Source organism: Mesorhizobium sp. WSM4976 (assembly GCF_029625685.1).
Taxonomy (GTDB): domain Bacteria; phylum Pseudomonadota; class Alphaproteobacteria; order Rhizobiales; family Rhizobiaceae; genus Mesorhizobium.
Genome location: NZ_JARTVT010000029.1, coordinates 38,981 through 62,637, shown reverse-complemented (window position 1 = coordinate 62,637; position 23,657 = coordinate 38,981). Strand labels below are relative to the sequence as shown.

The 23,657-nt window shown below is 61.5% G+C and carries 24 protein-coding genes and 1 tRNA gene; 9 read left to right on the top strand and 16 right to left on the bottom strand.

Translation table 11 applies throughout. The features are described from left to right. Positions 1 to 118 precede the first annotated feature (118 nt). Positions 119 to 496, top strand: a complete 378-nt coding sequence (locus tag P9272_RS29035; protein WP_128258482.1) for a flagellar export protein FliJ — start codon at positions 119 to 121, stop codon at positions 494 to 496. A gap of 102 nt (positions 497 to 598) precedes the next feature. Here the strand turns inward: P9272_RS29035 and P9272_RS29030 are convergent, their stop codons facing one another. Next, positions 599 to 997: a helix-turn-helix domain-containing protein gene (locus P9272_RS29030; protein ID WP_128258483.1), complete on the bottom strand. Its 399-nt coding sequence runs from the start codon at positions 995 to 997 to the stop codon at positions 599 to 601. 91 nt (positions 998 to 1,088) lie between these two features. On the opposite strand from P9272_RS29030, the gene P9272_RS29025 reads away from it, so the two are divergent. Beyond that, positions 1,089 to 2,015, top strand: a complete 927-nt coding sequence (locus P9272_RS29025) for an NADP-dependent oxidoreductase (RefSeq protein WP_278163188.1) — start codon at positions 1,089 to 1,091, stop codon at positions 2,013 to 2,015. Positions 2,016 to 2,076: 61 nt separating this feature from the next. On the opposite strand, the gene P9272_RS29020 is transcribed toward P9272_RS29025, so the two are convergent. Then, the gene (locus tag P9272_RS29020) at positions 2,077 to 2,352 is read right to left on the bottom strand and encodes a DUF1153 domain-containing protein (protein WP_006203587.1); all 276 of its coding nucleotides are present in this window, start codon (positions 2,350 to 2,352) and stop codon (positions 2,077 to 2,079) included. 254 nt (positions 2,353 to 2,606) lie between these two features. Between P9272_RS29020 and mnmA the strand changes: the two genes are divergently transcribed. Beyond that, complete coding sequence (mnmA, locus tag P9272_RS29015; protein ID WP_278163187.1) at positions 2,607 to 3,797, top strand: tRNA 2-thiouridine(34) synthase MnmA; 1,191 nt, start codon at positions 2,607 to 2,609, stop codon at positions 3,795 to 3,797. 29 nt (positions 3,798 to 3,826) lie between these two features. Here the strand turns inward: mnmA and P9272_RS29010 are convergent, their stop codons facing one another. Then, positions 3,827 to 4,792: a Gfo/Idh/MocA family oxidoreductase gene (locus P9272_RS29010; protein ID WP_128258486.1), complete on the bottom strand. Its 966-nt coding sequence runs from the start codon at positions 4,790 to 4,792 to the stop codon at positions 3,827 to 3,829. A gap of 252 nt (positions 4,793 to 5,044) precedes the next feature. On the opposite strand from P9272_RS29010, the gene P9272_RS29005 reads away from it, so the two are divergent. The 3 genes from P9272_RS29005 (at position 5,045) to fixJ (ending at position 7,720) form a co-directional block, all read left to right on the top strand. Then, positions 5,045 to 5,121: transfer RNA gene (locus P9272_RS29005), tRNA-Met, on the top strand. 570 nt (positions 5,122 to 5,691) lie between these two features. Beyond that, positions 5,692 to 7,104, top strand: a complete 1,413-nt coding sequence (locus tag P9272_RS29000; RefSeq protein ID WP_278163209.1) for a PAS domain S-box protein — start codon at positions 5,692 to 5,694, stop codon at positions 7,102 to 7,104. Beyond that, on the top strand, positions 7,094 to 7,720 hold the full coding sequence (gene fixJ / locus P9272_RS28995; protein ID WP_128255909.1) for a response regulator FixJ: 627 nt from the start codon (positions 7,094 to 7,096) through the stop codon (positions 7,718 to 7,720). The genes P9272_RS29000 and fixJ overlap by 11 nt, the downstream gene beginning before the upstream one ends. A 132-nt stretch (positions 7,721 to 7,852) precedes the next feature. On the opposite strand, the gene P9272_RS28990 is transcribed toward fixJ, so the two are convergent. Beyond that, positions 7,853 to 8,632: a universal stress protein gene (locus P9272_RS28990; protein WP_278163186.1), complete on the bottom strand. Its 780-nt coding sequence runs from the start codon at positions 8,630 to 8,632 to the stop codon at positions 7,853 to 7,855. Between the two features lie 341 nt (positions 8,633 to 8,973). Between P9272_RS28990 and P9272_RS28985 the strand changes: the two genes are divergently transcribed. Together P9272_RS28985 and glk are read left to right on the top strand one after the other, a co-directional pair. Then, entirely contained in the window at positions 8,974 to 9,369 is a 396-nt protein-coding gene (locus tag P9272_RS28985; RefSeq protein WP_128256322.1) for a L,D-transpeptidase, read from the top strand. A gap of 145 nt (positions 9,370 to 9,514) precedes the next feature. Further along, a complete protein-coding gene (gene glk, locus P9272_RS28980; RefSeq protein ID WP_278163185.1) occupies positions 9,515 to 10,507 on the top strand; it encodes a glucokinase in 993 nt (330 codons plus the stop codon). Between the two features lie 28 nt (positions 10,508 to 10,535). Here the strand turns inward: glk and P9272_RS28975 are convergent, their stop codons facing one another. The 12 genes from P9272_RS28975 to P9272_RS28920 all read right to left on the bottom strand — a co-directional run bounded on the left by P9272_RS28975 (position 10,536) and on the right by P9272_RS28920 (position 22,483). Beyond that, entirely contained in the window at positions 10,536 to 11,498 is a 963-nt protein-coding gene (locus P9272_RS28975) for a 1-phosphofructokinase family hexose kinase (RefSeq protein ID WP_278163184.1), read from the bottom strand. Beyond that, positions 11,495 to 11,761, bottom strand: coding sequence for an acyl carrier protein (locus tag P9272_RS28970; RefSeq protein WP_278163183.1), 267 nt, complete (start codon positions 11,759 to 11,761; stop codon positions 11,495 to 11,497). Before P9272_RS28970 ends, P9272_RS28975 begins: the two co-directional genes overlap by 4 nt. Then, positions 11,758 to 12,978: a dihydrolipoamide acetyltransferase family protein gene (locus P9272_RS28965; RefSeq protein WP_278163182.1), complete on the bottom strand. Its 1,221-nt coding sequence runs from the start codon at positions 12,976 to 12,978 to the stop codon at positions 11,758 to 11,760. Before P9272_RS28965 ends, P9272_RS28970 begins: the two co-directional genes overlap by 4 nt. Beyond that, positions 12,975 to 13,982: a pyruvate dehydrogenase complex E1 component subunit beta gene (locus P9272_RS28960; RefSeq protein WP_278163181.1), complete on the bottom strand. Its 1,008-nt coding sequence runs from the start codon at positions 13,980 to 13,982 to the stop codon at positions 12,975 to 12,977. The genes P9272_RS28965 and P9272_RS28960 overlap by 4 nt, the downstream gene beginning before the upstream one ends. After that, complete coding sequence (gene pdhA / locus P9272_RS28955) at positions 13,979 to 14,965, bottom strand: pyruvate dehydrogenase (acetyl-transferring) E1 component subunit alpha (protein WP_278163180.1); 987 nt, start codon at positions 14,963 to 14,965, stop codon at positions 13,979 to 13,981. Before pdhA ends, P9272_RS28960 begins: the two co-directional genes overlap by 4 nt. Next, positions 14,962 to 16,725 (bottom strand): acetate--CoA ligase, encoded by a 1,764-nt coding sequence (acsA, locus tag P9272_RS28950; protein WP_278163179.1) that lies wholly within the window; start codon positions 16,723 to 16,725, stop codon positions 14,962 to 14,964. Before acsA ends, pdhA begins: the two co-directional genes overlap by 4 nt. A gap of 473 nt (positions 16,726 to 17,198) precedes the next feature. Continuing rightward, entirely contained in the window at positions 17,199 to 18,305 is a 1,107-nt protein-coding gene (gene ugpC, locus P9272_RS28945; RefSeq protein ID WP_278163178.1) for a sn-glycerol-3-phosphate ABC transporter ATP-binding protein UgpC, read from the bottom strand. 3 nt (positions 18,306 to 18,308) lie between these two features. After that, positions 18,309 to 19,145 (bottom strand): carbohydrate ABC transporter permease, encoded by an 837-nt coding sequence (locus P9272_RS28940; RefSeq protein WP_278163177.1) that lies wholly within the window; start codon positions 19,143 to 19,145, stop codon positions 18,309 to 18,311. Positions 19,146 to 19,198: 53 nt separating this feature from the next. After that, complete coding sequence (locus P9272_RS28935; RefSeq protein WP_128255920.1) at positions 19,199 to 20,101, bottom strand: sugar ABC transporter permease; 903 nt, start codon at positions 20,099 to 20,101, stop codon at positions 19,199 to 19,201. A gap of 126 nt (positions 20,102 to 20,227) precedes the next feature. Further along, the gene (locus P9272_RS28930) at positions 20,228 to 21,490 is read right to left on the bottom strand and encodes an ABC transporter substrate-binding protein (RefSeq protein ID WP_278163176.1); all 1,263 of its coding nucleotides are present in this window, start codon (positions 21,488 to 21,490) and stop codon (positions 20,228 to 20,230) included. 184 nt (positions 21,491 to 21,674) lie between these two features. Continuing rightward, entirely contained in the window at positions 21,675 to 21,875 is a 201-nt protein-coding gene (locus tag P9272_RS28925) for a hypothetical protein (protein ID WP_128255921.1), read from the bottom strand. A 290-nt stretch (positions 21,876 to 22,165) separates the two neighbouring features. After that, positions 22,166 to 22,483 (bottom strand): hypothetical protein, encoded by a 318-nt coding sequence (locus tag P9272_RS28920; protein WP_278163175.1) that lies wholly within the window; start codon positions 22,481 to 22,483, stop codon positions 22,166 to 22,168. A gap of 598 nt (positions 22,484 to 23,081) precedes the next feature. On the opposite strand from P9272_RS28920, the gene P9272_RS28915 reads away from it, so the two are divergent. After that, the gene (locus P9272_RS28915) at positions 23,082 to 23,636 is read left to right on the top strand and encodes an HPF/RaiA family ribosome-associated protein (RefSeq protein WP_278163174.1); all 555 of its coding nucleotides are present in this window, start codon (positions 23,082 to 23,084) and stop codon (positions 23,634 to 23,636) included. Positions 23,637 to 23,657 lie beyond the last annotated feature (21 nt).

Sequence of the window (23,657 nt, the reverse complement as noted above, 5' to 3'; positions counted from 1 at the left end):
AAATCTTTAGGGCTTTGTTTCCTATAGCCCAGGGAAAGCCGGGGGAAACGGGCAGCGCTTGGGTCGCTCCGGGCGGACTGGACGGTATTGCAGGTGTGCGTTTGCGGAGTATCGAGTCATGAAGTCACGTGAAAACCTCGTTCGGCTGAAGCAATTTCAGGTGAATGAGAAGCGGCGGCAGCTCTTGCAGCTGGACATGATGATCGCCGAGTTCGAACGCATGGCCGTCGAGCTGGAAGCGCAGATCATCGCCGAGGAGAAAAAAGCCGGCATCACCGACATCAACCATTTCGCCTATCCGACCTTCGCCAAGGCGGCCCGCCTTCGCCGCGACAACCTTAGAAATTCACAAAGCGACCTCGCCCATCAGCGAAGCACCGCCGAATCATTACTCGGCGAAGCTGAAGCGGAGCTGTCCAAGGCCGAGATGCTGGAATCGCGCGACAACAAGATCCGCGATGCCGAAATAGGCGGCCGCAGCGCCATGATCGGCTAATCATAGTATATTCGCAGTCATTGCGGCAGACATGTAGAGCCTGAGGCATGCCGCCCGCAGCTTCAGCACCGCCAACCGGTCGAATCGACCTCGCCGCCTGCTTCAGGACACTGCGATTTCGTCCAGGTCAGCCGATGCCCTGGCTCGGGCTTCCTTGATTTCCGGCGCATGTTCTTCGGCCCATGAGCGTATCTGGCTGAGCAGCCCCGCCAGGTTCTGGCCAAGCTCCGTAAGCTCATACTCCACACGCGGCGGAATGACGGGAAACACCTCACGCCGCACAAGACCGTCTCGTTCAAGCACGCGCAGCGTCTGCGTCAGCATTTTAGGCGTGATGCCTTCCATCTTGCGCGCCAGCTCGCCATTGCGCAGCCGACCACGCCGCAGCGCGCAGACTGTAAGATAGACCCACTTGCTGGCCAGCATCTCGAGCACGGTGTGCGACGGGCAGGTGCGCCGGAACGCGTCGTAGCCGAGTGGTGAAACGTAATCACTATCCATAAGGTGCGTATATATCGAAAAGGTGCATACTCGACAATCGGTTATCACTATCCAAATGATAGCGGCACATCAATTTGAACAGGAGGCGTCCATGCGTGCCGTTATCCAGACTTCCGTCGGCGGACCCGAGGTCCTTTTCGTTGCCGAGCAGCCCGACCCCTCTCCTGGGCCTGGCGAAGTGCTTGTCCGCGTCAAGGCCGCGGGCATCAACCCGGTCGACGGCGCCTTGCGCGGCGGTTTCTATCCGCTGCTCGGCGAGCCGCCGTTCATTCTCGGCTGGGATGTTTCAGGGACCGTCGAGGCGCTCGGCGCCGGCGTGACCGCCTTCAATGTCGGCGATGAGGTGTTCGGCATGCCGCGCTTTCCCAAGCAGGCTGGAGCCTATGCCGAGCTAGCCACGGCGCCGGCGGACGAGATGGCTGCGAAGCCCGCCGCCATCGACCACGCGCATGCCGCGGCCTTGCCGCTCGCCGGCCTGACGGCCTGGCAGGGCCTCGTCCGCCACGGCGGCCTGAAGGCAGGGCAGCGCGCGCTGATCCATGCCGGTGCCGGTGGCGTCGGCCATCTGGCGGTGCAGATCGCTAAGGTACTTGGCGCTTATGTCATTGCCACAGTCAGTCCAGACAAAACGGATTTCGTCCGCGCGCTCGGCGTCGACGAGGTGATCGACTACACCAGGGACGATTTCACCGGGAAAGCCGGCAATGTCGATCTGGTTCTGGATCCGATAGGCGGCGACCATGCCGACCAATCGCTGGAAGTCCTGCGTGACGGCGGCGTTCTGGTCTCGCTGCTCAACGTCCACGATGCCACGAGGGCGAAGGCCAGCGCCCACGATATCCGAGTCGAGCGCATGTCCGTGATGCCCGACCGCGATGGCCTGGTCGAGCTTGCCAGGCTGGTGGAGGCAAGCAAGCTCTCGCCCCATGTGGCAAAGACCTTCCCGCTCGACCAGGCGGGAGCAGCCCATGCTTTTCTGGCCACGCGGCCGATCGGCAAGGTTGTGCTGACGGCCTGAGGCTTTACAGAAACGAAAAGGGCGCAGAACACCGCGCCCTTTTCGTTTATGCCTGTCCAGCCTAGTGCCGGTATTGCTGGATGCGAGTGGTGCGCAACCCGGCAAGGCCGTATTCGTCGATCGATGCCTGCCAGGAGAGAAATTCTTCGGTGGTGAGCTTGTAGCGCTGGCAGGCTTCTTCAAGGCTGAGCAGGCCGCCGCGCACGGCTGCGACCACCTCCGCCTTGCGCCGGATAACCCAGCGCCGCGTGTTCGTCGGGGGCAGATCGGCGATGGTAAGAGGGCTGCCGTCGGGCCCAATAACATACTTGACTCTAGGTCTAACCAGATCGGTCATCGTACTCTCTACTAAAAACTCAAAGACCCAATCCCCGCCACAGTACCGCCACAGCTTTAAAAATTGCCTAAGCGAACCCTAATCACTAGGTAAGGATCGTGAACGCCCGGTTAGGATATCGTTTAGAATTCGAAACATCGGCCTCCAGGCCCTGAAATTGCCGGGAATCTCGTCCTGGGCCGCAAGCTGGCGCAGACGTGGCGCTTGACCTATATTCCGACCATTGGCATTGAGCGCCGCACAGTGAAAGCACCATGAACAGCCTCGACCTCCCTCGCCGCCCAGAAGAAACCCGCGTCGTCGTCGCAATGTCGGGCGGTGTCGATTCGTCCGTGGTTGCGGGCATCCTGAAGCGCGAAGGCTATGACGTCGTCGGGGTGACGCTGCAGCTCTACGATCACGGCGCGGCCACCCATCGCTCCGGTTCGTGCTGCGCCGGCCAGGACATAGACGACGCCCGCCAGGTTTCCGAAACTCTCGGCATTCCGCACTATGTGCTCGACTATGAGGAGCGTTTCCGCAAAGCGGTTATCGATCCCTTTGCCGAGAGCTACGTCGCCGGCGAGACGCCGATCCCTTGCGTATCGTGCAATCAGACGGTCAAGTTCGCCGACCTCCTGGCCACGGCGCAGGATCTCGGCGCCGACGCTTTGGCCACCGGTCATTACATCCGCTCGCGCGCCAATGGCGCGCATCGCGCGCTCTACCGGCCGGTCGATGCCGACCGCGACCAGAGCTATTTCCTGTTCGCCACCACGCAGGCGCAGATCGATTATCTGCGCTTCCCGCTCGGCGGCCTATCGAAACCGCAGGTCCGCGCCATTGCCGAGGAGATGGGACTGACCGTCGCCGCCAAGCAGGACAGCCAGGACATCTGCTTCGTGCCGCAGGGCAAATATTCCGACATCATCGCCAAGCTGAAGCCCGCGGCCGCCAACCCAGGCGACATCGTCCATATCGATGGCCGCGTGCTCGGTCGCCACGAAGGCATCCTGCGCTACACGATCGGCCAGCGCCGCGGCATCGGCATCGCCTCCGGCGAGCCGCTCTATGTCGTCCATCTGGATGCCGATCGCGCGCGCGTCATCGTCGGCCCGCGCGAAGCGTTGGAGACGCACAAGATTTATCTGCGCGCCATGAACTGGCTGGGCGACGGGCCGCTGTCGGACGTTCCGTCCGGCGGGATCGAGCTCTTCGCGAAAGTCCGCTCCACCAGGCCGCCGCGTCCGGCCGTGCTGCATCATCGCAACGGCGTGACTTCGGTCGAACTGGCCGATGGCGAGTCCGGCATCGCGCCCGGGCAGGCCTGCGTGCTCTATTCCGACGACTGCAACGAGGCGCGGGTGCTCGGTGGCGGCTTTATCGAGCGCTCCGAGCGCGGAGCCGAGGCCGAGGCCATGCTGTCCAGGCTTGCGGCAAGGCCGGCGCAGATTCCCGCCGAGTGATCATCGTATCTGTCAGCTGTCGTGTCCGTTCAGGCGGGCGAGCCCATATGGATCACTGTGCCGGCGGTCAGGATGCGCAGCACCCGGATCGCCTCCTCGCCGTCGGTGCGCGGTTCGGTGCGCGTCTCGATGCATTGCATGAAATGGGCAAGCTCGCGCGTCAGCGGCATGCCCTCTCCGACCGGCACGTAGGAAGGTTCGTTGGCCGTGAACGCCCATTGGCCGCTGTCCTGCCAGACCGCGTGGCGGTAGACGGCAAGCTTGCGCTCCCAGGGCTCAACGTCGTCGAACACGGCCATCGCCTTGGTGCCGACCACCGTCAGCCGCCGCTCGCGATAGGGATTGAGGCGCGAGGCGAAGAGATGGCTGCGCAACCCGTTCGGGAAACGCATATGCAGATGCGCGAAGTCGCTGAGATTGTCGAGCAGCGCCGCGCCCTCGCCCCTCACCTCGATCGGCTCGGTGCCGGTGATGGCGAGGATCATCGACAGGTCGTGCGGCGCAAGGTCCCAGAGCGCGTCGTTCTCGGTGTGGAATTTGCCGAGGCCGAGCCGATGCGAATGGATATAGCGAACCTCGCCGAGCTCGCCATTGTCGATCAGCCCCTTCAGCGTCTCGAAAGCTGGATGGAAGCGCAGCACATGGCCGACCATGAAGACGCGGCCATTGTCCTTAGCCGCCTTCACCGCGCGCTCGGCATCGGCGACGGTCAGCGCGATCGGCTTCTCCACCAGCACGTCCTTGCCGCTTTCGACGGCGCGCACGGCGGTGTCGGCATGGAACTGCGGCGGCAGCGCCATGACGATGGCGTCGATATCGTTGCGCTCGAACAGCCTGTCCGGCTCGATCGCCAGGCAATCCTGCTCGCTGGCGAAACCTTCGGCACGGGCGCGGTTGACGTCCGAAACGGCATAGAGCGCGCCAAGCGCCTTGAGGGTGCGGATATGGTTGCTGCCCCAGTATCCGCAACCGAGGACGGCGATGCGCGGCTTCATTCGTTCAAACTCTAGAATTTCATGGCCGAGACATAGCGACGTGCCCCGCCGAACTCAACCCCGGGACATGCCCTGAGTGCCTGTCCGGCAAAGCTTTTCTGGGACGAGATTGTGCGGGCCAGATTATGCCCACATGTCGACCTCATCCAAGCTTGACAGGCTCACCCTCGCAACCTTATATCCGCGCGACCTTGGCGAACGCCTCGCGACGCCCGTCCGTCCAGGACGGTATTCCGGGCCATTTGCCACCCTGGCGGGGTAGCTCAGTTGGTTAGAGCACGGGAATCATAATCCTGGGGTCGGGGGTTCAAGTCCCTCTCCCGCTACCACTTCCCAGATGCTCTGATGCCGTTGGGGAAGGCTTTTTCGCCCACGAGTGCGGCTAGACGTCCGGTGGTTTCGACTTCGCCCCCCCTGGCCTCAAGGGATCGCGAAACACAGCCACTGTTTCAATCAAATCCCGCATCGTTTCTGCGGATTTGGCATCGCCGGCCATGAGGCCTTTAGCCAGTCCCGGCCTGCAGTTGATCCTGCGGACAAATACGTTGATCGGGGTCAACACCGGTCTTGAGCAACGCGATGCCGGCGTAGCTATTGCCCGCAACTATTTGATGAGGCTTGAGCGGAAGAAGCCGCCCTCCTCCTAGTAGTCCAGAGTAATTGCTTGCAGCGAGTGCAAGGTGGATTATCTTTGCCATCGAACAAACACGCTCACGTTCTCAACCTATAGAGTGCGCGCGATTTTGGCGAAAGCGGTGTTGAAGCGCCTACTTCGGCGGCGCGCTTGCTAACGGAAAGGCAGATCGGTGCCAGCGAGGGACATCCCGGGACTGCAGGGCCGTTTGCTTCAGGCTGCGTTTTCGCGTCGCTTTGAAGGCCTGAACGGATATCTGCTTGCGATGGCTGTGGTGGCCGTCGTGTTTGCCATTCGGCTCGGATTGAGCAGTTTGCTCGGGACTACGCTTGCCTTCGTGCTTTTCATTCCTGCTATCCTGATCGCGGCCATCCTGGGCGGCATCGGCCCTGGCGTCGTCGCGGCCCTTCTTTCCTTCGCCTCCGCGGCCTACTTCACCGGCTTCGGCCAAGTCGGTTGGTTGCAGGCAGCTGTGTTCGGACTAGTGGGGCTCACGATCGCCTGGATGGGAGAGATGTTGCATCACGCGCGCCGGGCGCTTGATAGGACCGAAGCAGAGCTAATATCGCGGGAAGCCCATCTCAGATCGATCTTGGATACAGTTCCCGATGCTACCGTCGTGATCGACGAGAAGGGACTGATCACCTCCTTCAGCGCCGCGGCGGTTCGACAGTTCGGCTATACCGAGACGGAGGTTCTCAACCGCAATGTCCGCATTCTTATGCCGGAGCCTTATCACAGCCAGCATGACGGCTACATCGAGCGATATCTGACGACCGGTGAGAAGCGCATTATTGGTGTGGACCGCGTGGTCGTCGGACGCAGGAAGGATGGATCGACTTTTCCGATGAAGCTGTCTGTCGGCGAGATGAAATCCGCCGCGGGGAGGTTCTTCACCGGCTTCATTCAAGACCTCACTGAACGTGAGGAATCTGAAGCGCGGTTGCAGGAACTCCAAAGCGAACTGGCCCGCCTCGCCCGCCTGAACGAACTCGGCGAAATGGCCTCGACGCTCGCCCACGAGCTCAACCAGCCTCTGTCGGCCATCGCCAACTATTCGCAAGGCTGCGTTCGCCTGCTGAAGGCATTAGATGACAAGACGGCCGAGCCTTTAGGGGATGCACTTGAGGAGATTGCAAAGCAGTCGCTTAGAGCCGGAGGTATTATCCGCCACCTGCGCGAATTCGTCACGCGCGGCGAGACGGAGAGGTCGCCCGAGGATCTGCACAAGCTGATCGAGGAGGCAGGTGCTTTGGCGCTCGTCGGATCTCGCGAGCAAGGCGTGCGCTCGGTGTTCGAATTCGCTCCTGATACCGGTGAGGTTCTGGTCGACCGGGTGCAAATCCAACAGGTCTTGATCAACTTGATGCGCAATGCCATGGAGGCGATGCGCGACAGCGCCAAGCGCGAGTTGATCGTCCGCACAACGCGCGACGACGGACATATGTTGATCGAAGTCGCGGACACCGGGCCGGGAATCTCGAACGACATCGCGGCTAATCTGTTCCAGCCTTTCGTCACCAGCAAGGCCAGCGGCATGGGAATCGGGCTTTCAATCTCCAAGCGCATCGTCGAGGCGCATGGCGGCGAGATAGGGGCTCGCAGAAACGGAAACGGCGGCGCGACGTTCCGGTTGTCCCTACCTATCGCGACGGAAGAGGCGCCAAGTGCAAACTGACACCTATGTGGTCCACATCGTGGACGATGAGGAGCCGGTCCGCAGGTCCCTCGGATTCCTGCTGAGTGTGATGGGTTTCAACGTGCGTGTTCACGATTCAGCAACGAGCTTCCTTGCTGCCGCCCCCAGCGCCGGCAACGCATGTCTCGTCACCGATCTGGGCATGCCCGACATGAACGGTGTTGAACTCCTGGAGCGGCTTAACGAGATGGGGGCAATGATGCCCTCAATCGTCGTGACAGGTCGCGGCGATGTACCGATGGCCGTTGCAGCGATGAGAGCAGGTGCCATCGACTTCATCGAAAAACCGTTCGAGGACGATGTGCTGGTCGATGCCATCAAACGCGCGGCAAGCAGTTTCGACGGAACTGCCAAGGACGGTGATGACACTTCAGCACTTCTGTCCCGACTCGAGCAATTGTCGGAGCGGGAGCGTGAAGTCCTGTCGGGCCTAGTCGGGGGACTGTCGAACAAGACCATTGCCTATGATCTCGACATCAACCCGCGAACTGTCGAGATTCATCGCGCCAACGTCATGTCGAAGATGCAGGCCAAGAGCCTCCCAGAACTTATAAGGATGGCGATCGCCATGGATTTGCCCGATGAGCGCGGGTGACTTCGTCGAATTCTCAATCCCCGCTTCGCTGTAGGACCGTTTCTCTTTTCTGGTGATCGATGTGATCGCGCGAGCAGAACAACCGATTGCCTGCGGCAGTCGCTAAGTCTGCGTTTCCCAGTTTGCACTCGTTCAGTGCGACACCAACACCGGCAGCGAGAATTGCTGGAGCAAGGATTTGGTCATTCCGCCGAACAAGGCTTCGCGGAACCGAGAATGACTGTAGGCCCCAGCCACGATAAGATCTGCCTCCTCCAATGCAGGAGAGGCAAACAGTGCCTCGATCGGCGACAGGTCGCCAGCGTTAGACCACTTGTCGATATCGATCTTGACCCCATGAGCAAGCAGATGCTCACGAAGCATCTCAAGGTCCGCGTCCTCCCTGTCGGCGGGCGGGTCGAATGCAAACGCCGTCACTTTCTGCGCGCTGGCGAGGATCGGCATGGCATCGTGCACCACGCGCGTGGCCTGAGCGCTGGGCGACCACGCGATTACGATTTCCTTGCCGATGGGTCGAGGCTTCCACCCTTGCGGCAGCACGATCATCGGCACCCCCGCCGACATCAGGACCTGCTCGGGCACTCCGGAGAGGACTCTGCCAAAAGCCTCCTGGTTGGGCTGCGTTGCGATCAGCAGATCCGCATAGTGCGCGTAGAAGTCCTTCCATCCCGCCGCATCCCGATCCGCGATCTTGTATCGGACGCGCACGTCCGAGCGATTGGCGCTGACATGGAACGTCTCTGCAAGCGATTTCGCGCGCTCGGCCCACTCACCCTCAAAGGCAGCAGCCGCATCGACGTCGACACCCGTTAGCCTTGCGCCATGAACTCGTGCCAGCGAAAAGGCAAACTCCATTCGCGCGTTGTTGTCGGTGGAACCGTCGAGAAAGACCAGAATATCCTTGTAGCTCATCACTAGCTCCCATCCCGCCTTTAGACGTCTCAGAGGCATCCGGCATTGAACCGCCAGACTACCGGAAGCGCTTTGAGTTGGATCAAACCGCCACATCCGTGCATACGACGCGCTACTTCAGGTAGGTACTGAACCAGCCCGTCGGCGATCAGACTGACATAGCGTCTTGCACATTCGGAGGGTTCGGTGCTTGCGCCCCATCCGCCATTGCAACCAAGAAAAATGATTTGGATCAAGGCGCGACTCCGCGTCGATCGTCATCGATTGCGGCAAACTACTCTCAGAATTCCCTGGCCCGAAGGATTGCCGTCGTGCGCCTGTCCGCATTCGTGCTTGCTTTGATGGTTGCGGTGTGGTGCCCTCGCGCCGCTCACGCGGCACAACTCGGCATCCTGATCGATCTCTCCGAGCAAACCATGACCGTGAAAGTCGACGGTCGCTCTACCTACAGATGGTTGGTGTCCACCGCCCGGCGCGGGTATCGGACCCCGATCGGGCGATTCCATCCCATCCGGCTTGAGCGGGTCTGGTATTCAAGCAAATACGACAGTGCTCCGATGCCCTACTCGATCTTCTTTTACGGCGGGTATGCAATTCACGGCACTTGGGAGATCAGACGACTGGGCCGCCCGGTTTCACACGGATGCGTCCGGCTTCATCCAGACAATGCCCGAATCCTGTTTGGTCTGGTGAGATCGTATGGCCGGAGATCAACCGTGATAACGATCAGGCGCTGACAGTATGCACAGCACGAATGGCCTTTGATATGAATCAAGGTGGCGCTGTGTGCCTGTATTAGCGTTTCATCCGGTATGGTCTAGTCTTGGCGAAACGCGCCCGCCAGCATGATCGTACCGTAATCTTGGATCGAGCACGGCAATCATGGCTTCCACCATCAAATCCCGCACTGCCCTTGTGGCCGACATAGGCGGCACCAACGCGCGGTTTGCGATCGCGGATATCGACGAACTCACGATCGACCATTTCGCCGCCTTTCGGTGCGACATGTTTCCTTCGCTCCAAGCCGCCATCAAAGCCTATCTGGATTGCATCCCGCACCGGCCATCCCTTGCCGGCTTCGCGATTGCCGGCCCTGTGTCGGGCGAGACCATTCGGATGACCAACCTGCCCTGGTCTTTCTCGCGCAAGGATCTGTGCCTGGCGACAGGCGCGAAATACGTCCATGCGGTCAATGATTTCGAAGCGCTCGCGCTTGTCCTGCCCTTTCTGGGCCCACACGATCTTCTCAAGATCGGAGGCGAAGACCCGGTTGATCACGCGCCCAAGGTGGTGCTCGGACCAGGCACTGGCCTTGGAGTTGCCGGCCTTGTCTTCTCTCCATCGGGGTGGATCGCCGTTCCCAGCGAAGGCGGCCACATTTCCTTCGCAGCCGAAGATGCGGATGAACTTTCACTCATCAAGCTCATCGCGAAGGACGAGACACACATCTCGGCGGAACGTCTGATTTCCGGTCCGGCACTTGTCAGGATTTACACGGCATTGGCGGAGACGCGGGGTGTCGCGGCGGAACTGACGTCAGCGCCTGAGATCGTGGAACAGGCGCTGCACGGCGAGGATCGTCTCGCGCTTGAGTCCCTTGGCTACCTCGAGAAATGGCTGGGCCGCTTTGCCGGGGACATGGCCCTTGCCTATAGCGCGCGCGGCGGCGTCTATCTCGGCGGTGGCATCCCCGCAAGAGTGTTCGACCCGTCGGAAGCTACGGCTTTCCGTCTGGCATTCTTCCACAGGGAGTATCAATCAAAGGGCCGCCTTTCGTCCTTCCTGGCACCGATACCGATATATGTGATCAAGGCGCTTGACGCGGGCCTGCGTGGGGCAGCCGTCGCATTGTCCCGGGCAGAATTCTTGTCGTGAAGATTCGGGCGGCGTCCTGCACGCCCGCTCAGTGCGTTTGGCTCCTGGCGACGGCGGATAAGGCGGCCGCGTTGAGAGCCAGGACTTCCTCCCGGCGGCAAAGCTCAAAGCCCGGTTTCATGACGGCGGCGGCTCCAGCCGCAATGCCCAAGCGGAATGCCTCCTCCGGAGTCCGCCCTTCTGAAAGCGCCCAGACCATCGCCCCCAAGAAGCTGTCGCCCGCGCCGAGGGCGGAGCGCATCCGCACATGAATTGCCGGTACGCGCAGGACCCCCAGTGCGCTCGCGAGTAGTGCGCCATCAACCCCCATGGTGATCGCAACCAGCTCGGCCGCGCCGCTGGCCACGATGTCGGATGCAGCCTGGCGAACGCCGGCCTCATCGAGCTTGCGGCCGACGAACTGCTCCAATTCCCCAAGGCTCGGTTTCACAAGGTACAGCCGCGACTGCTTCAGCGTCGTTTGAAGCCCCAGGCCGGAACTGTCGAGAACGAATTTCGCGCCGCGAGCAGATGCCAGCTTCGCCATTCGCGCGTAGATGTCGGGAGGCGCGTCCGTGGGGAGGCTGCCGCTCGCGATGACGTACTGTCCCTTATGGGATGCAACGATATCCAGACAGCGCTCCAGTTCCCGAGGCTGCACGGGAGGTCCTTCGGGGACAAAACGATATTCGAGGCCGGTGCTGTGCTCGCGAACCATGAAGCTGATCCTTGTCTGACCCTGGATCGGCATGAGGTGGCTGTCGATTCCTTGGGCTTGAAGCAGGCGGTTCAACAGTGAGCCCGTTTCTCCTCCCGCCAGAAAATAGGCTTCGGCCTCTCCTCCCAGAGCTGTGATCACGCGCGCGACGTTGACGCCGCCGCCGCCGGGATCATACCTGACATTGGAGGTTCTGACCTTGCGGACCGGGCGCACCGTCTCCGTCTCGCTCGAGACATCGACCGCAGGGTTGAGCGTTATGGTCAGAATTGGAGCAGGACGTGCAATGCTCATGAGCTTCTTGTCCCCTGCGGCTGCACGCTGCTGGTGAGATAGGCGACGACCCCGTCGATGGTGAACAGCTTGGGATAGTCTTCCTTGGGAATCGCAACGCCGGCGCGCTTGCTCATCGCGATGATGAAGTTAAGGAAGTCCATCGAATCGATGTCCAGCCCCTCGCGGATGTCCCTGCCGCCGGACAGCATGGCGGGGTCTGTTTCCGGTGCGATGTCGGATAGGATGTCGCAGACAAGCTGGCGGATTTCGGCTTCGGTCATAGGCCTTCAGGCTCCTGCAGGAAGCGGTCGACCGCGGAAAGGAAGAGACCGCCAAGATGGCCATCGCTTGCTCGGTGGTCGGCCGCGAGCGAGGCGATGATTAGGGAGCGTGCGGTGACTTGCCCATCCACTATCCACGGCCGCTCGATCACTCGCCCGAAGCCCATTATGGCTACCTGGGGCGGATAGATGACACCCAGCACCGACTCTGCCCCACGATCTCCGACGCTGGTGACAGTGAAGGTGGGATCCATCATTTCCGATCCGCGGATACCGCCGCTGCGGGCGCGGCCCACGAGATCGCGCAGTGCCCCCATAAGGCTTTGCAATGAATGCTTGTCGACCTCGTGTATGGCAGGCGCAATGAGGCCGCCACCGCGCAGCGAGATCGCCCAGCCGATATGGACGCCGTCCGCGGGCCGGAACCTGCCATCTTCCCAGAAACCATTGAGCTGCGGATACTCACGCAGCGCCAGCGCGGTTGCCTTGAGCAAGAGCGCGGCAGGCAGCAGCCGCTCCTCGGGTTTGCGCTGCCTGTTGAACGACTCCAGCCAGGCAAGCGGCCGACTCATGTCTATAGTGCTCGCGAGATAGTAGTGCGGGATTTCCCGCTTCGAGCGCGACATGGCCGCCGCGATGGCCAGCCGCATCTCGTTTGGATCGAACCCTCTGCGGCGTGTGGCAGGGGCCGCGGCAGAGGAAGGGGCCTTCGGCGGCGCACCTCCTGCTGCCGCCAATTCGACATCGGCAAGGGTTACGGATCCGTCGAAACCTGTGCCCTTCAGCGTGTTCAGGTCGATGCCGAGCTCACCTGCCCTGCGGCGCGCGGCCGGACTTGCCCTTGGCCGGGACGAAGGCTGTACGAACGAGGCTAAAGGTGCGGCCTGTGTTCCTGGGGCCCGCCCCACCTCGACGGCTAGTGGCACCGAGACCGGGATGGCTTCAGGCGCAGCTTTGGGAGCCTTCGGAACGGACTGCTCCCCCGGCCTTGTCAATCGCGCGAGAGGAGCGCCCACCGGAAGTTCCTCCCCTTCCCTGGCACATAGTTCGGAGACGACGCCTTCCTCGAATATCTCGATTTCGAACGCGCCCTTGTGCGTTTCGACGACGGCGACGACGTCGCCCTTCTTGACCACGCTGCCGGGCTTGACGAGCCATTGGACGAGCCTGCCGCTCTCCATGTCGGCGCCTAGCGACGGCATCGTGAAATCGCTCATCGCGGCTTCACCAGACTGCGCGCAGCATCGACGATCTGCGGGGTTTGCGGAAGTGCCGCCTCTTCCATATGCGCCGCGTATGGGACCGGGACCTCGCGGCTGCAGATGCGCCGGATGGGAGCGTCGAGTTCGAAGAACTGATCTTCTGAAAGTCGCGCCGCGATCTCGGCGGAGATCGACCCGCTCTTCCATCCCTCGTCGACGACGATGCAGCGCCGCGTGCGGGCGACGGATTCGAAAAGGGTCGCGTTGTCCAGAGGGCGCAGCACGCGCAGGTCGACGACCTCAACCTCAATACCTTCAGCGGCGAGCACCTCTGCAGCCGCCAAGGACTTCGGCAGGCTGTTGCCGTAGGTCAGGATGCTTATGTCGCGGCCATGCCTTCGAATCCTCGCCTTGGCGATGTCGACACTGGTCACGTCGGGATCCAAGTCACCCTCGGCGTTGTAGAGGACGATGTGCTCGAAGATGATGACTGGGTTCGGATCGGCCAATGCTGCCTTCAGCATGAAGCGTGCGTCCTCGATCGTGCCGGGTGCCAGGACCTTCAGGCCGGGGATATGGGCGAACCAGCCTTCCAGGCTGTGAGAGTGCTGGGCGGCAAGCTGCCGTCCGGCGCCCGTAGCCATACGGATCACCAACGGAACAGCGAACTGACCGCCCGACATGTGGGGGATCGTGGCGGCGTTGTTCATGATCTGGTCGAGCGCGAGCAGGCTGAAGTTGCAGGTCATGATCTCCACGATCGGCCGCAGGCCCGCCATCGCGGCGCCTATGCCCGCTCCAACGAAGGTCGCCTCGGCAAGCGGCGTGTCGCGGATACGCTGGGGCCCGAACTCGGCGAGCAGACCTTTGGAGACGGCATAGCAGCCGCCATAGAGCCCGACATCCTCGCCCATCAGAAGGGTGCGGGGGTCGTCAATGAGAGCTTCGCGGATGGCCTGACGGCAGGCCTCCCGATAGGTCATCCGGTTCGTGCTCGCATTCGCGGCTAACTCTTTCATTCGGGCACCTCGTCGACCAGCACGAAGCGTTCTAGCTCCTCGATCTTTTCCCATTGCCCCTGTTCCGCGAAGGCCACCGCCTTGCCGATCTCGGCCTCAACGTCCGCCTCGATCCCGCGCAGTTCCTGCGGCGAGAGCATATGGGTTTCCTCCAGCCACTTCTGCATGCGCGGAAGGGGGTCGCGTTCCTTCCACAGCTCGATCTCCTCGCGGGTGCGGTAGAGCTGCGCATCGAACATGGAGTGAGCACGGAAACGATAGGTGCGGCATTCCAGGAAGTAGGGACCGTTGCCGCCCCGAATCGAATCGACCGCCCTCCTGGCAGCAGCCTCCACGGCGATTGGGTTCATGCCGTCGACCGCCTCGTTCGGGGTGCGATAGGCAGCAGCCTTGCGCGAAATATTCGTTTCGGCTTCCGCCAATTCGAGCGGCATACCCATGGCATAGAGATTATTCTCGCAGACGAAGAGCACGGGCAAATCCCACAGCTCCGCGAGGTTGATGCTTTCGTGAAACGCGCCCTCACCGGCGGCACCTTCGCCAAAGAAACAGGCTGTCACGGCTCCAGGGCGAAGCTGTTTGTCGGCCATGGCAATGCCGATGGCGAGCGGCAGGCCGCCGCCGACGATCGCGTTACCGCCATAGAAGCGTCGGGCGCGATCAAAGAAGTGCATCGAGCCGCCACGTCCGCGCGAGCACCCTTCCATCTTGCCGTACATCTCCGCCATGAGCGTGGCCATGGGCAGGCCTCGAGCGATCGCGTGGCCGTGATCCCGATAGGTGGCCACGACCGCATCGCGATCCTCCAGCGCCTGCATGACGCCGACGGCAACCGCCTCCTCGCCGTCATAAAGATGCAGGAAGCCGCGGATTTTCTGGGCCTGATAGAGTTCGGCGCACTTGGCCTCGAACCGCCTGATCCGCAGCATCTGTTTGAACAAGTGCCGGCCGGACTCGCGGTCGATGTGCGGCTTCTGGCTCATTTCTCGTCGCTTTCGAGCGTCGACAGGTCCCCCTCGGGCAGACCGAGTTCGCGCGACCTCAAGAGCCGCCGCATGATCTTGCCGGAACGGGTCTTAGGCAGGTTGGCGCTGAAGTCGAGCTCCTTCGGTGCGACGGCGGGACCAAGCCGCTTGCGGCCATGACCCAGGAGTTCCTTGCGCAGGCTTTCGGAAGGCTCGTAACCGGGCTTCAGCGCCACAAATGCCTTGACGATTTCGCCGACAGTGGGGTCGGGTTTGCCGATCACGCCTGCTTCGGCGACAGCCGGGTGCTCCATCAGCGCACTTTCGACCTCGAATGGGCCGATCAGGTGCCCAGCCGACTTGATAACGTCGTCGGCGCGCCCGACGAACCAGTAGTAGCCGTCGGCGTCGCGCTTGGCGAGATCGCCCGTCAGGTACCAGTCCCCGACGAAGCATTTTTGATAGCGTTCCTCCTCGTTGAGATAACCGCGCATCATTGAGGGCCAACCCTTCCTCAGCGCCAGTTCGCCCTCGACCATCGGCTCCATGATAACCTCGACGTTGCGCCCTTTCTCATGACGCAGGATAGCGGCCTCTATGCCCGGCAATGGGACGCCCATGGAACCAGGTTTGATGTCGAGCGCGGCCAGATTGGCGATCATGATGCCACCGGTCTCGGTCTGCCACCAATTATCGTGAAAGGGCAGACCGAAGGCTTCCACTCCCCACACGACGGCCTCCGGATTGAGCGGTTCGCCAACGCTTGCTGCGAAGCGAAGGGCGGACAGATCATACCTTTTGGCGGCTTCCGCGCCGAGGCGCATCATCATGCGGATAGCGGTCGGCGCGCTGTACCAGACGGAGATCCGCTCGCGCTCAAGCGTCGAGTACCATGTCTGAGCGTCGAACTCGGCTTCGACGACGATGCTGGTCACGCCATTGGTCAGCGGCGCCAGGATGCCGTAGCTCGTGCCCGTCACCCAGCCCGGATCGGCGGTACACCAGTATATGTCGTCGTCGTGCAGGTCGAGCGCGTAGAGTCCCGTCACATGATGCGCCACCACAGCGGCGTGCACGTGGATTGCCCCCTTCGGCCGTCCCGTCGTGCCGCTGGTGAAATGCAACAGCGCCATATCCTCGGGATCGGTTGGGCCGATCCGGTAATCCGGCGAAGCCGCGTTCATGAGCACGGACCAGCGATGCAAGCCAGGACCGTCGACCTCGCCGTCGCCGACCAGGATGACATCCGACAGTGTCGGCATCCGGTCGCGGACTGGCTCGACCTTCAGACGATAAAGCTCTGGCGTCGTGACGAGGACGCGCCCCTCGCCGATATTGATCCGGGTCGCGATCGGCTCGGGTCCGAAGGCGGAAAAGAGCGGCGAGGCCACGCAGCGCGCCTTCAGCGTGCCCAGCACGGCCGTATAGAGCTCGGGGAGCCTCCCCATGAGGATGAAGACCCGTTCGCCGGGCTTGATGCCGAGGCTGGCCAGCACGTTGGCAAAGCGGCTCGTCTCGTGACGGAGGTCTCCGTAGGTGAACTCGCGCCGCTCACCCGTCTTGCCGATCCACCGGATCGCCACTTTCCCGGCGCGAGAGCCCGTGGCGTGGCGGTCGACGGCTTCATGGGCGATGTTGTAACCCTTGCCGGCGGGCAAGCCGTCGAGCAGCTTCCAGGCGTTGGCCCACTCGAAGTGCGATCTTTCCGCCTCATAGTCGAACAGGTTGGGGCGAGGAGAAAAGGCAAGGAGATCCTTTGCGATACGTCGCTCGGACATCTCGGATGCAGCGTTTCGGTTCATCGTGTGCCAGGCTTTCCCATCAGCAAGGCCGTGCTGGCCCAAATTGCCCTTTCGGGTTGCACCTCAACGAAGAAGACTTGAGTACCCGCCTGAGGTCGACCGACTGCCGATCCGAGATGCCGCTCCGGTGGAAGTGCATTTGCCCGCGCACCGCGGTCGCAGGAAATGCTAGCGAAACGTTGGTCACGTGAACGTCGACTTCCATCCGGATTTCCATGACACCCCCATCATGATAAAAATACCGTTCCGCGCCGAAGGGGGGTTTGACGCCGATCAAACCGGCATCCTTGCGCAAGGAATCGCTCAGCGTCACCGACCGCGCAGCGTCGAGATTCCTGTGTTCTCAAGAGCCAGCGAATGCACCCCTGGATAAATGGCTCGCCAGCTACGCCATACTTGCCTGCTGGGACCATCGCGGGTCGCCGGAATGGACAATCGACGGACTATTGCTACAGATGAAGACCTGTCGCCGGATCGAACATCTTGGCCCGGCTCATATCGACTTCGAAACGGAATTTGGTTCCCACTGACACCTTGTCCTGCGGGTCGACCCGTCCGATCGCCTCGATCCCGCCCAGCGTGAACACGAGCATAGTGTCTGGACCGGTCGGTTCGACGACGTCGATCATCCGGTCGAACGAGAATGTTTCCGATCCAGGTCGGTGCGCGCCCTCTCGAACCATGGCCTCCGGCCTTAGGCCGAGTATAAGCTCGCGGCCGAGAAAAGGCGATGCCGCATCCTGCAGGTTCTTCGGGATCGGAAAGTGGACTACTCCCGCCGGATCTTCCACTTGCAGTCGGAGGCCGCTCTGTTCGGTCACGCGTCCTTTGAACAGATTCATCGAAGGAGATCCGATGAAGCCGGCGACGAAAAGATCGACGGGCCTCTCATAGATATCCTCGGGCGACCCGAACTGGCGGATATGGCCGTTGTCCATCACGGCGATGCGTGAGGCCAGCGTCATCGCCTCGATCTGGTCATGGGTCACATAGACGATCGTCTTGCCGAGGCGCTGGTGGAGCCGCTTGATCTCGGTGCGCATTTCGATGCGCAGCTTGGCATCCAGGTTCGACAACGGCTCGTCGAACAAAAAGACCGCCGGCTTACGCACAAGGGCACGGCCCATCGCAACCCGCTGGCGCTGGCCGCCGGAAAGCTGGCCCGGCTTGCGGTCGAGCAAGGTTTCGATGTGGAGCAACTCCGCAACCTCAGCCAGCGCGGCTGCTTGCTCGCCTTGCGGCACATGGCGTGTCACCATGCCGAAGCTCATGTTGTCGCGCACGGACTTGGTCGGATAGAGCGCATAGGATTGGAACACCATCGCTATGTCCCTGTCCTTGGGCGGAATGTCGTTGACCAGATCGCCGCCGATGAATATCCCGCCGCCGCTCAGGGTTTCGAGGCCAGCGATCAGGTTGAGCAACGTGGACTTCCCACATCCCGAGGGGCCCACCAACACGATGAACTCGCCTTCGCGGATCGACATGTCGATGCCCTTGATCACCTCGGTCGTGCCGAATTTCTTCCACACCTTGTCGAGCCGGATGCTGGCCATGATCTATCCTTTGACGGCTCCCGCCGCCAATCCGCGAACGAAGTACTTCCCGGCCAATACGTAAACGAGCAAGGTCGGCAACGCAGTGATGATCGCGGCCGCCATGTCCACGTTGTATTCCTTCACGCCCGTTGAGGTATTGACGACGTTGTTGAGCGCGACAGTCACCGGATTGCTGTCTCCGACGGTGAAGGCCACGCCGAAAAGAAAGTCGTTCCATATCTGGGTGAACTGCCAGATGACCGTGACAACGATCGCCGGCAGGGCCATGGGCAGAACGATTCGGGAAAAAATACCGAAGAACCCGGCGCCGTCGATCTTGGCGGCCTGCACGATGCCGTCCGATACCCCCATGAAGAAGTTGCGGAAGAACAGTGTCGTGAACGCCAAGCCGTAGACGGTGTGAACGAGAATGAGCCCAGAGACCGAGCCGGCAAGCCCCAGCACGCCCAGCGTGCGGGCCATCGGCAGCAGCACCACCTGGAACGGGATGAAGGCTCCGAACAGCATCAGCGCAAAGATCGTGTTGGCGCCTGGGAAGCGCCATTTGGTCAGCGCGTATCCGTTGACGGCGCCTAGCGCGGTCGAAATCGCTACCGCGGGAACCACCATCAGGACGGAGTTCCAGATATAGGGCTTTAGCCCGTCGCACCGCACACCGACGCAGGCCGAGCCCCAGGCCTTCAGCCAGGCGTCGAAGGTGATTTGCCTGGGCAAGCTCACAAGTGTTCCGGTTCGAATTTCGTCGAGCGACTTCAGTGAGGTGGCCATCATGATGAACAGCGGCAGCAGATAATAGAGGCAGAAGACGCCGAGCACCGCGAACAGAAGGATTCGCATCAAGCGGTGACGCAATCCCTTCCGCCTCACGATTCCAGCAGGCGCTGTCTGGGTCATTTGTTGGCTCCCCGCAATTCGGAATAGAGGTAGGGGACAATGACCGCGAGGATCGTCGCCAGCATCATGACGGCACTTGCCGCGGCGGTGCCGAGCTCGCTGCGCTGAAACGCAAAGGAGTACATGAAGGTGGCCGGCATGTCGGTGGCGTATCCTGGTCCGCCGCCGGTTAGGGCGACGACAAGGTCGAAGCTCTTGATCGCCAGATGGGCCAGGATGATGAAGGATGACAGGAATACCGGCCGCATGATCGGCAGCACGACGCTGGCATAGGTGCGCAAAGGTCCGGCCCCGTCGATTGCCGCGGCCTTGATGATCTCGTCGTCGACCGAGCGAAGGCCGGCCAGAAACAGCGCCATCACGTAGCCCGATGACTGCCAGACGCCGGCGATGACGACCGTGTAGATCGCCATTTTCGGATTGACCAGCCAGTCGAAACGGAAACCGGCAAATCCCATGCTGTGCATCAGCCGCTCGATGCCCAATCCGGGATTGAGTATCCATTTCCACGCAGTGCCTGTGACGATGAAGGAGAGCGCCATGGGGTAGAGGTAGACCGTCCGGATGGCCCCCTCGATCCGGATGCGCTGGTCAAGCAGGATCGCGAGCAGCACCCCGATGGCGGTGCAGAGCGCGATGAACAAGGTGCAGAAGATGAAGAGGTTGCCGAGCGCCACTTGCCAGCGCGGCGTGGCCCAAAGGCGAATGTATTGGCTGAGCCCGTCAAGCGTGTAGCTGGGCAGCACTCCGGAGCGGGTGAAGGAGATGTAGACGGTCCACGCGATGAAGCCGTACACGAAGAACAGGCTTGCCGCGAAGAGCGGCGAGACGACGATCCTCGGCAACAGGCGCTCGAAGAGACGACGCGCGGCCAATCCCCGCTTGGCTGCCTGTGACATTCCTCAAATTCCCCGCTCGGTAGCTTTACGATCGGCGATTTTGCGGGATCGCCGGCGGTGTTGTTTCGATATCGTACCGCAGCCCATGAGGACCGGGCCGCGTCCGCGGCCCAGCCCTGCCTGTCATTACTCGGTCTGTGCCCGCTTGACGGCCGCCGCCAGTTCCTTGACCGCATCCGCCGAGCTCATGTCCGAGTTGAAGAATTTCGTCACGAGATCGAGGAACTCGCCGCGTACGCTGCGCGGCACCGCCATTTCATGCGCCATCGACGGAACAAGCGTGTTGTTCTTGATGGCCGCAAGCAGGTCCTCATGCGACTTCACGGCGCAAGCATCGAACTTGTCGAGGCTCACGTCCGTGCGAGCCGGGATGGAGCCCTTCGCGAGATTGAACGTCTCTTGGAAGCCGGGCGACATAATCAGGCTCGCCAGCACCTTTTGACCCTCCAACCGGTCTGCGCCGTGCACCTTGAAGAAGGTGAAGCTGTCGGCATTCAGGTTGAATGCGCCACCAGGGGTGGGAGCGCAGACGAAATCGACGCCCGGCTTCTTGCCCGCCGCCAGGAACTCGCCTTTGGCCCAATCGCCCATGATCTGGAACCCAGCCTCGCCTCGCATGACCATGGCAGTGGCGAGATTCCAGTCGCGGCCCGAGAAGTTCGCGTCGACATAGCCGCGCAGCTTGCGCAGTTGGTCGAACGACTTGACCATGGTATCGCTCGTCAGCGCGTTGGGATCGAGTTCGACCATTGCCTTGCGGTAGAAGTCGGCGCCGCCGACGCCGAGCACTACGTTCTCGAAGATAGTGGCGTCTTGCCAAGGCTGGCCACCGTGGGCCAGAGGTGTGATACCGGCAGCCTTCAACTTGTCAGCGTCGGCGTTGAATTCGTCCCATGTCTTGGGCATCTCGCTGATGCCGACCTTGGCCAGCACCGCCGGGTTGGCCCAGAACCAATCGACCCGATGGATATTCACGGGCGCGGCGACATACTTGCCGTCATATTTCATGATGGCCGCCAGAACTGGCGGCAGGACCTTGTCCCACTGCTCCTTTTGCGCGACCTCGTCAACGTCGTTGAGCACATCCTGCCGTGCCCATTCCTGAATGCCTGGCCCCTTCAGCTGGACGGCTGCAGGCGGATTGCCGGCGACCACGCGGGCGCGCAGCGCTGTCATCGCGGCATCGCCGCCGCCGCCGGCAATCGGCGAGTCGATCCAGGTTCCGCCTTGGCTCTCGAACGATTTCTTCAGTTCGCCGACGGCCTTCGCCTCGCCGCCGGACGTCCACCAGTGAAGCACCTCGACGGTGCCCCCCGCATACGCGGCCGCAGTTGTCATCAAGAGGCCGATCCCAAGCGTGATCGCCCTGGTCTGTTTGAGAAGACGCATTTATACCTCCCTTCAATTGGAGCCTTTACATTGCCCTTCTCAGGTACGTGTCGCTTTGATTTGAATCAGATTGGCGACAGCCGCCGCGAGGGACATTGCTCGGCGACTGCCGGACGGGATGGCGTGCGAAGGCGGAGCGATGAATCGCACCGAGCACGGCGGTACATGCGCGCGTTTCGCCTATCTACCCCACGCGCAGATTGCCGTTCTTCTCGCGCCACCTCGGCCCGGGGCCGCGCATATAGTGAAGCTCGGGCCGGTAGGGATCGAACAGGTCTCTCACGAGCTTGCGCAGAGCAGATGAAGCACGCTCGCGACCGCAGGATATGCTCGTGCCGATTGTCGTTACCATGCCTCGTGACGCGGAATGCAAGTAGAGGATCATCAACCCTCTCCTTAAGTATGCCGTTGCGATGACCGTTGCCGACGCTCGATTTCGATATCGGCAGGTCTCAAGTCTCGACGCAAAGAGGGCTTTCAAACAATCCGGTTTCTCCCCTAGGCAATTCTCCTAAGTAATCCCACGCACTGGAGAAGATATCGGCATGGCAGTGCCGAGGTATGGGTTGCGGGCCGCGCTTCGGCCGACGGGAGCGTTTCCGGGGGCCGGTTTTGCGGCTTGGACAGTCCGCAGCCGGGTAGGAGGGCCGCCCCGCAGGACTGATAGCCACTGGTTCAATTGTGGGAGACCGCATGACCAATGTGGGCCGAGCCACGCCGCCCGTAGGGGTTCGGCGTAAAGTGCTCGTGTGACGAAGGCTCAACCAAGCGCAGCGAGTTGCCGCTGTCCTCCGCTGTCTCCAGCTCGGCAACATCGGCATATAGGGTCCAGTTGCAGATTTTTTTTGCGCGTTCGTACCGTCGCTCAGCGGCCTGGAATGCGCGGTCCAGATTGCGCGCCCGCCGAATTTCCACTGTGCCTTGCGGGCACTTGAATTGATGGCCATTGGAATTGACGAGGTTCTTGAAGAACGTCACGCGATAGCTGGTCATGGGATTATCCCTAGTCGCTCACCGAACCGAAAACTGATCGACTGATAGCGAACTGCCGAGGGTCCGTTATTGATTTGAAGCAAATACTCTCGAGATAAGCTTCTGGCGCGAATGGGCAGCACATGCGAATTGTCCTTGGGCCGCGCCCTCAATCCAACAACGGCAAATTTCCGCGGAAGAATTCGCCACTTCTCGTATCCAGCGCGAGGTAGCCATCAATAACGCCGTGGTCGAACTGGTCTTTGTCCGCGGTCGTCACCACGACTTGGAATTCCCACGCCAGCGTGGCCAGGTCCTGGCAAGCCTTCACCGGGCTGCGGCCCGAGCTGAATGTCCTTGATGGCGCGTGCGACCTGCGCGCTGGTGCGGCCGTATGGATCGCCTTTCAGGAAAGCTACGGCCTTCGAGCGTGCGCGCTGCTCGCTCATTCAAAATAATCCAATTCTGCCTTTTGGCGGAGGATCTTGCATGATGCGATTTGTCGGACCGCAGCCCATCGACGCCTCTCGCACTGTCGCTATGGTTTTGATCCCGGTCAATTGCCGGGCACCCAGATCGTGAGAAAGTTCCGGGTCAATTCATCAGGTGTGTAATTGCCATGCAGATTGAGCCGCAGATACGGTTCCGCGGGATGGAACCTTCAGCTTCGATAGAAGAGGTAGTTCGCGAACGGATTGGCCGGCTGACCCGCTTCCATGATCGGATAACGTCGTGTGCGGTCCTGGTAGAGGCTCCGCACAGGCACGGCCATAAGGGGCGCATCTACCGCGTGCAGGTCGACGTCACTGTTCCGGGACTGGAAATCGTGACCGGGAGGGAACACGAGGAGAACCGCGCTCACGAAGATGTCTACGTCGCGATCAGGGACAGCTTCAACGCGGCACAACGCCAATTGGAAGATCACGTCCGCAAAAGCAGTGGCTATCGGGTCAAGTTCCATCCCGAAACGCTACGCGGCACGATTGCCCGGCTGGTGCCCGAAGAAGGCTATGGATTCATCGCGGCACAGGATGGACGGGAGTTCTTCTTTCGCCGCGAGAGCGTGGCGTCGGAAAAGCAATGGTCTGCGTTGACCAAGGGAGTGGAAGTTCGTTTTTCGGAGCACGCCGGCGCACAGGGTCCCCACGCGTCGGCTGTGACCATTGTATCGTAAAGCCGAGCCCGCCGGACAGGG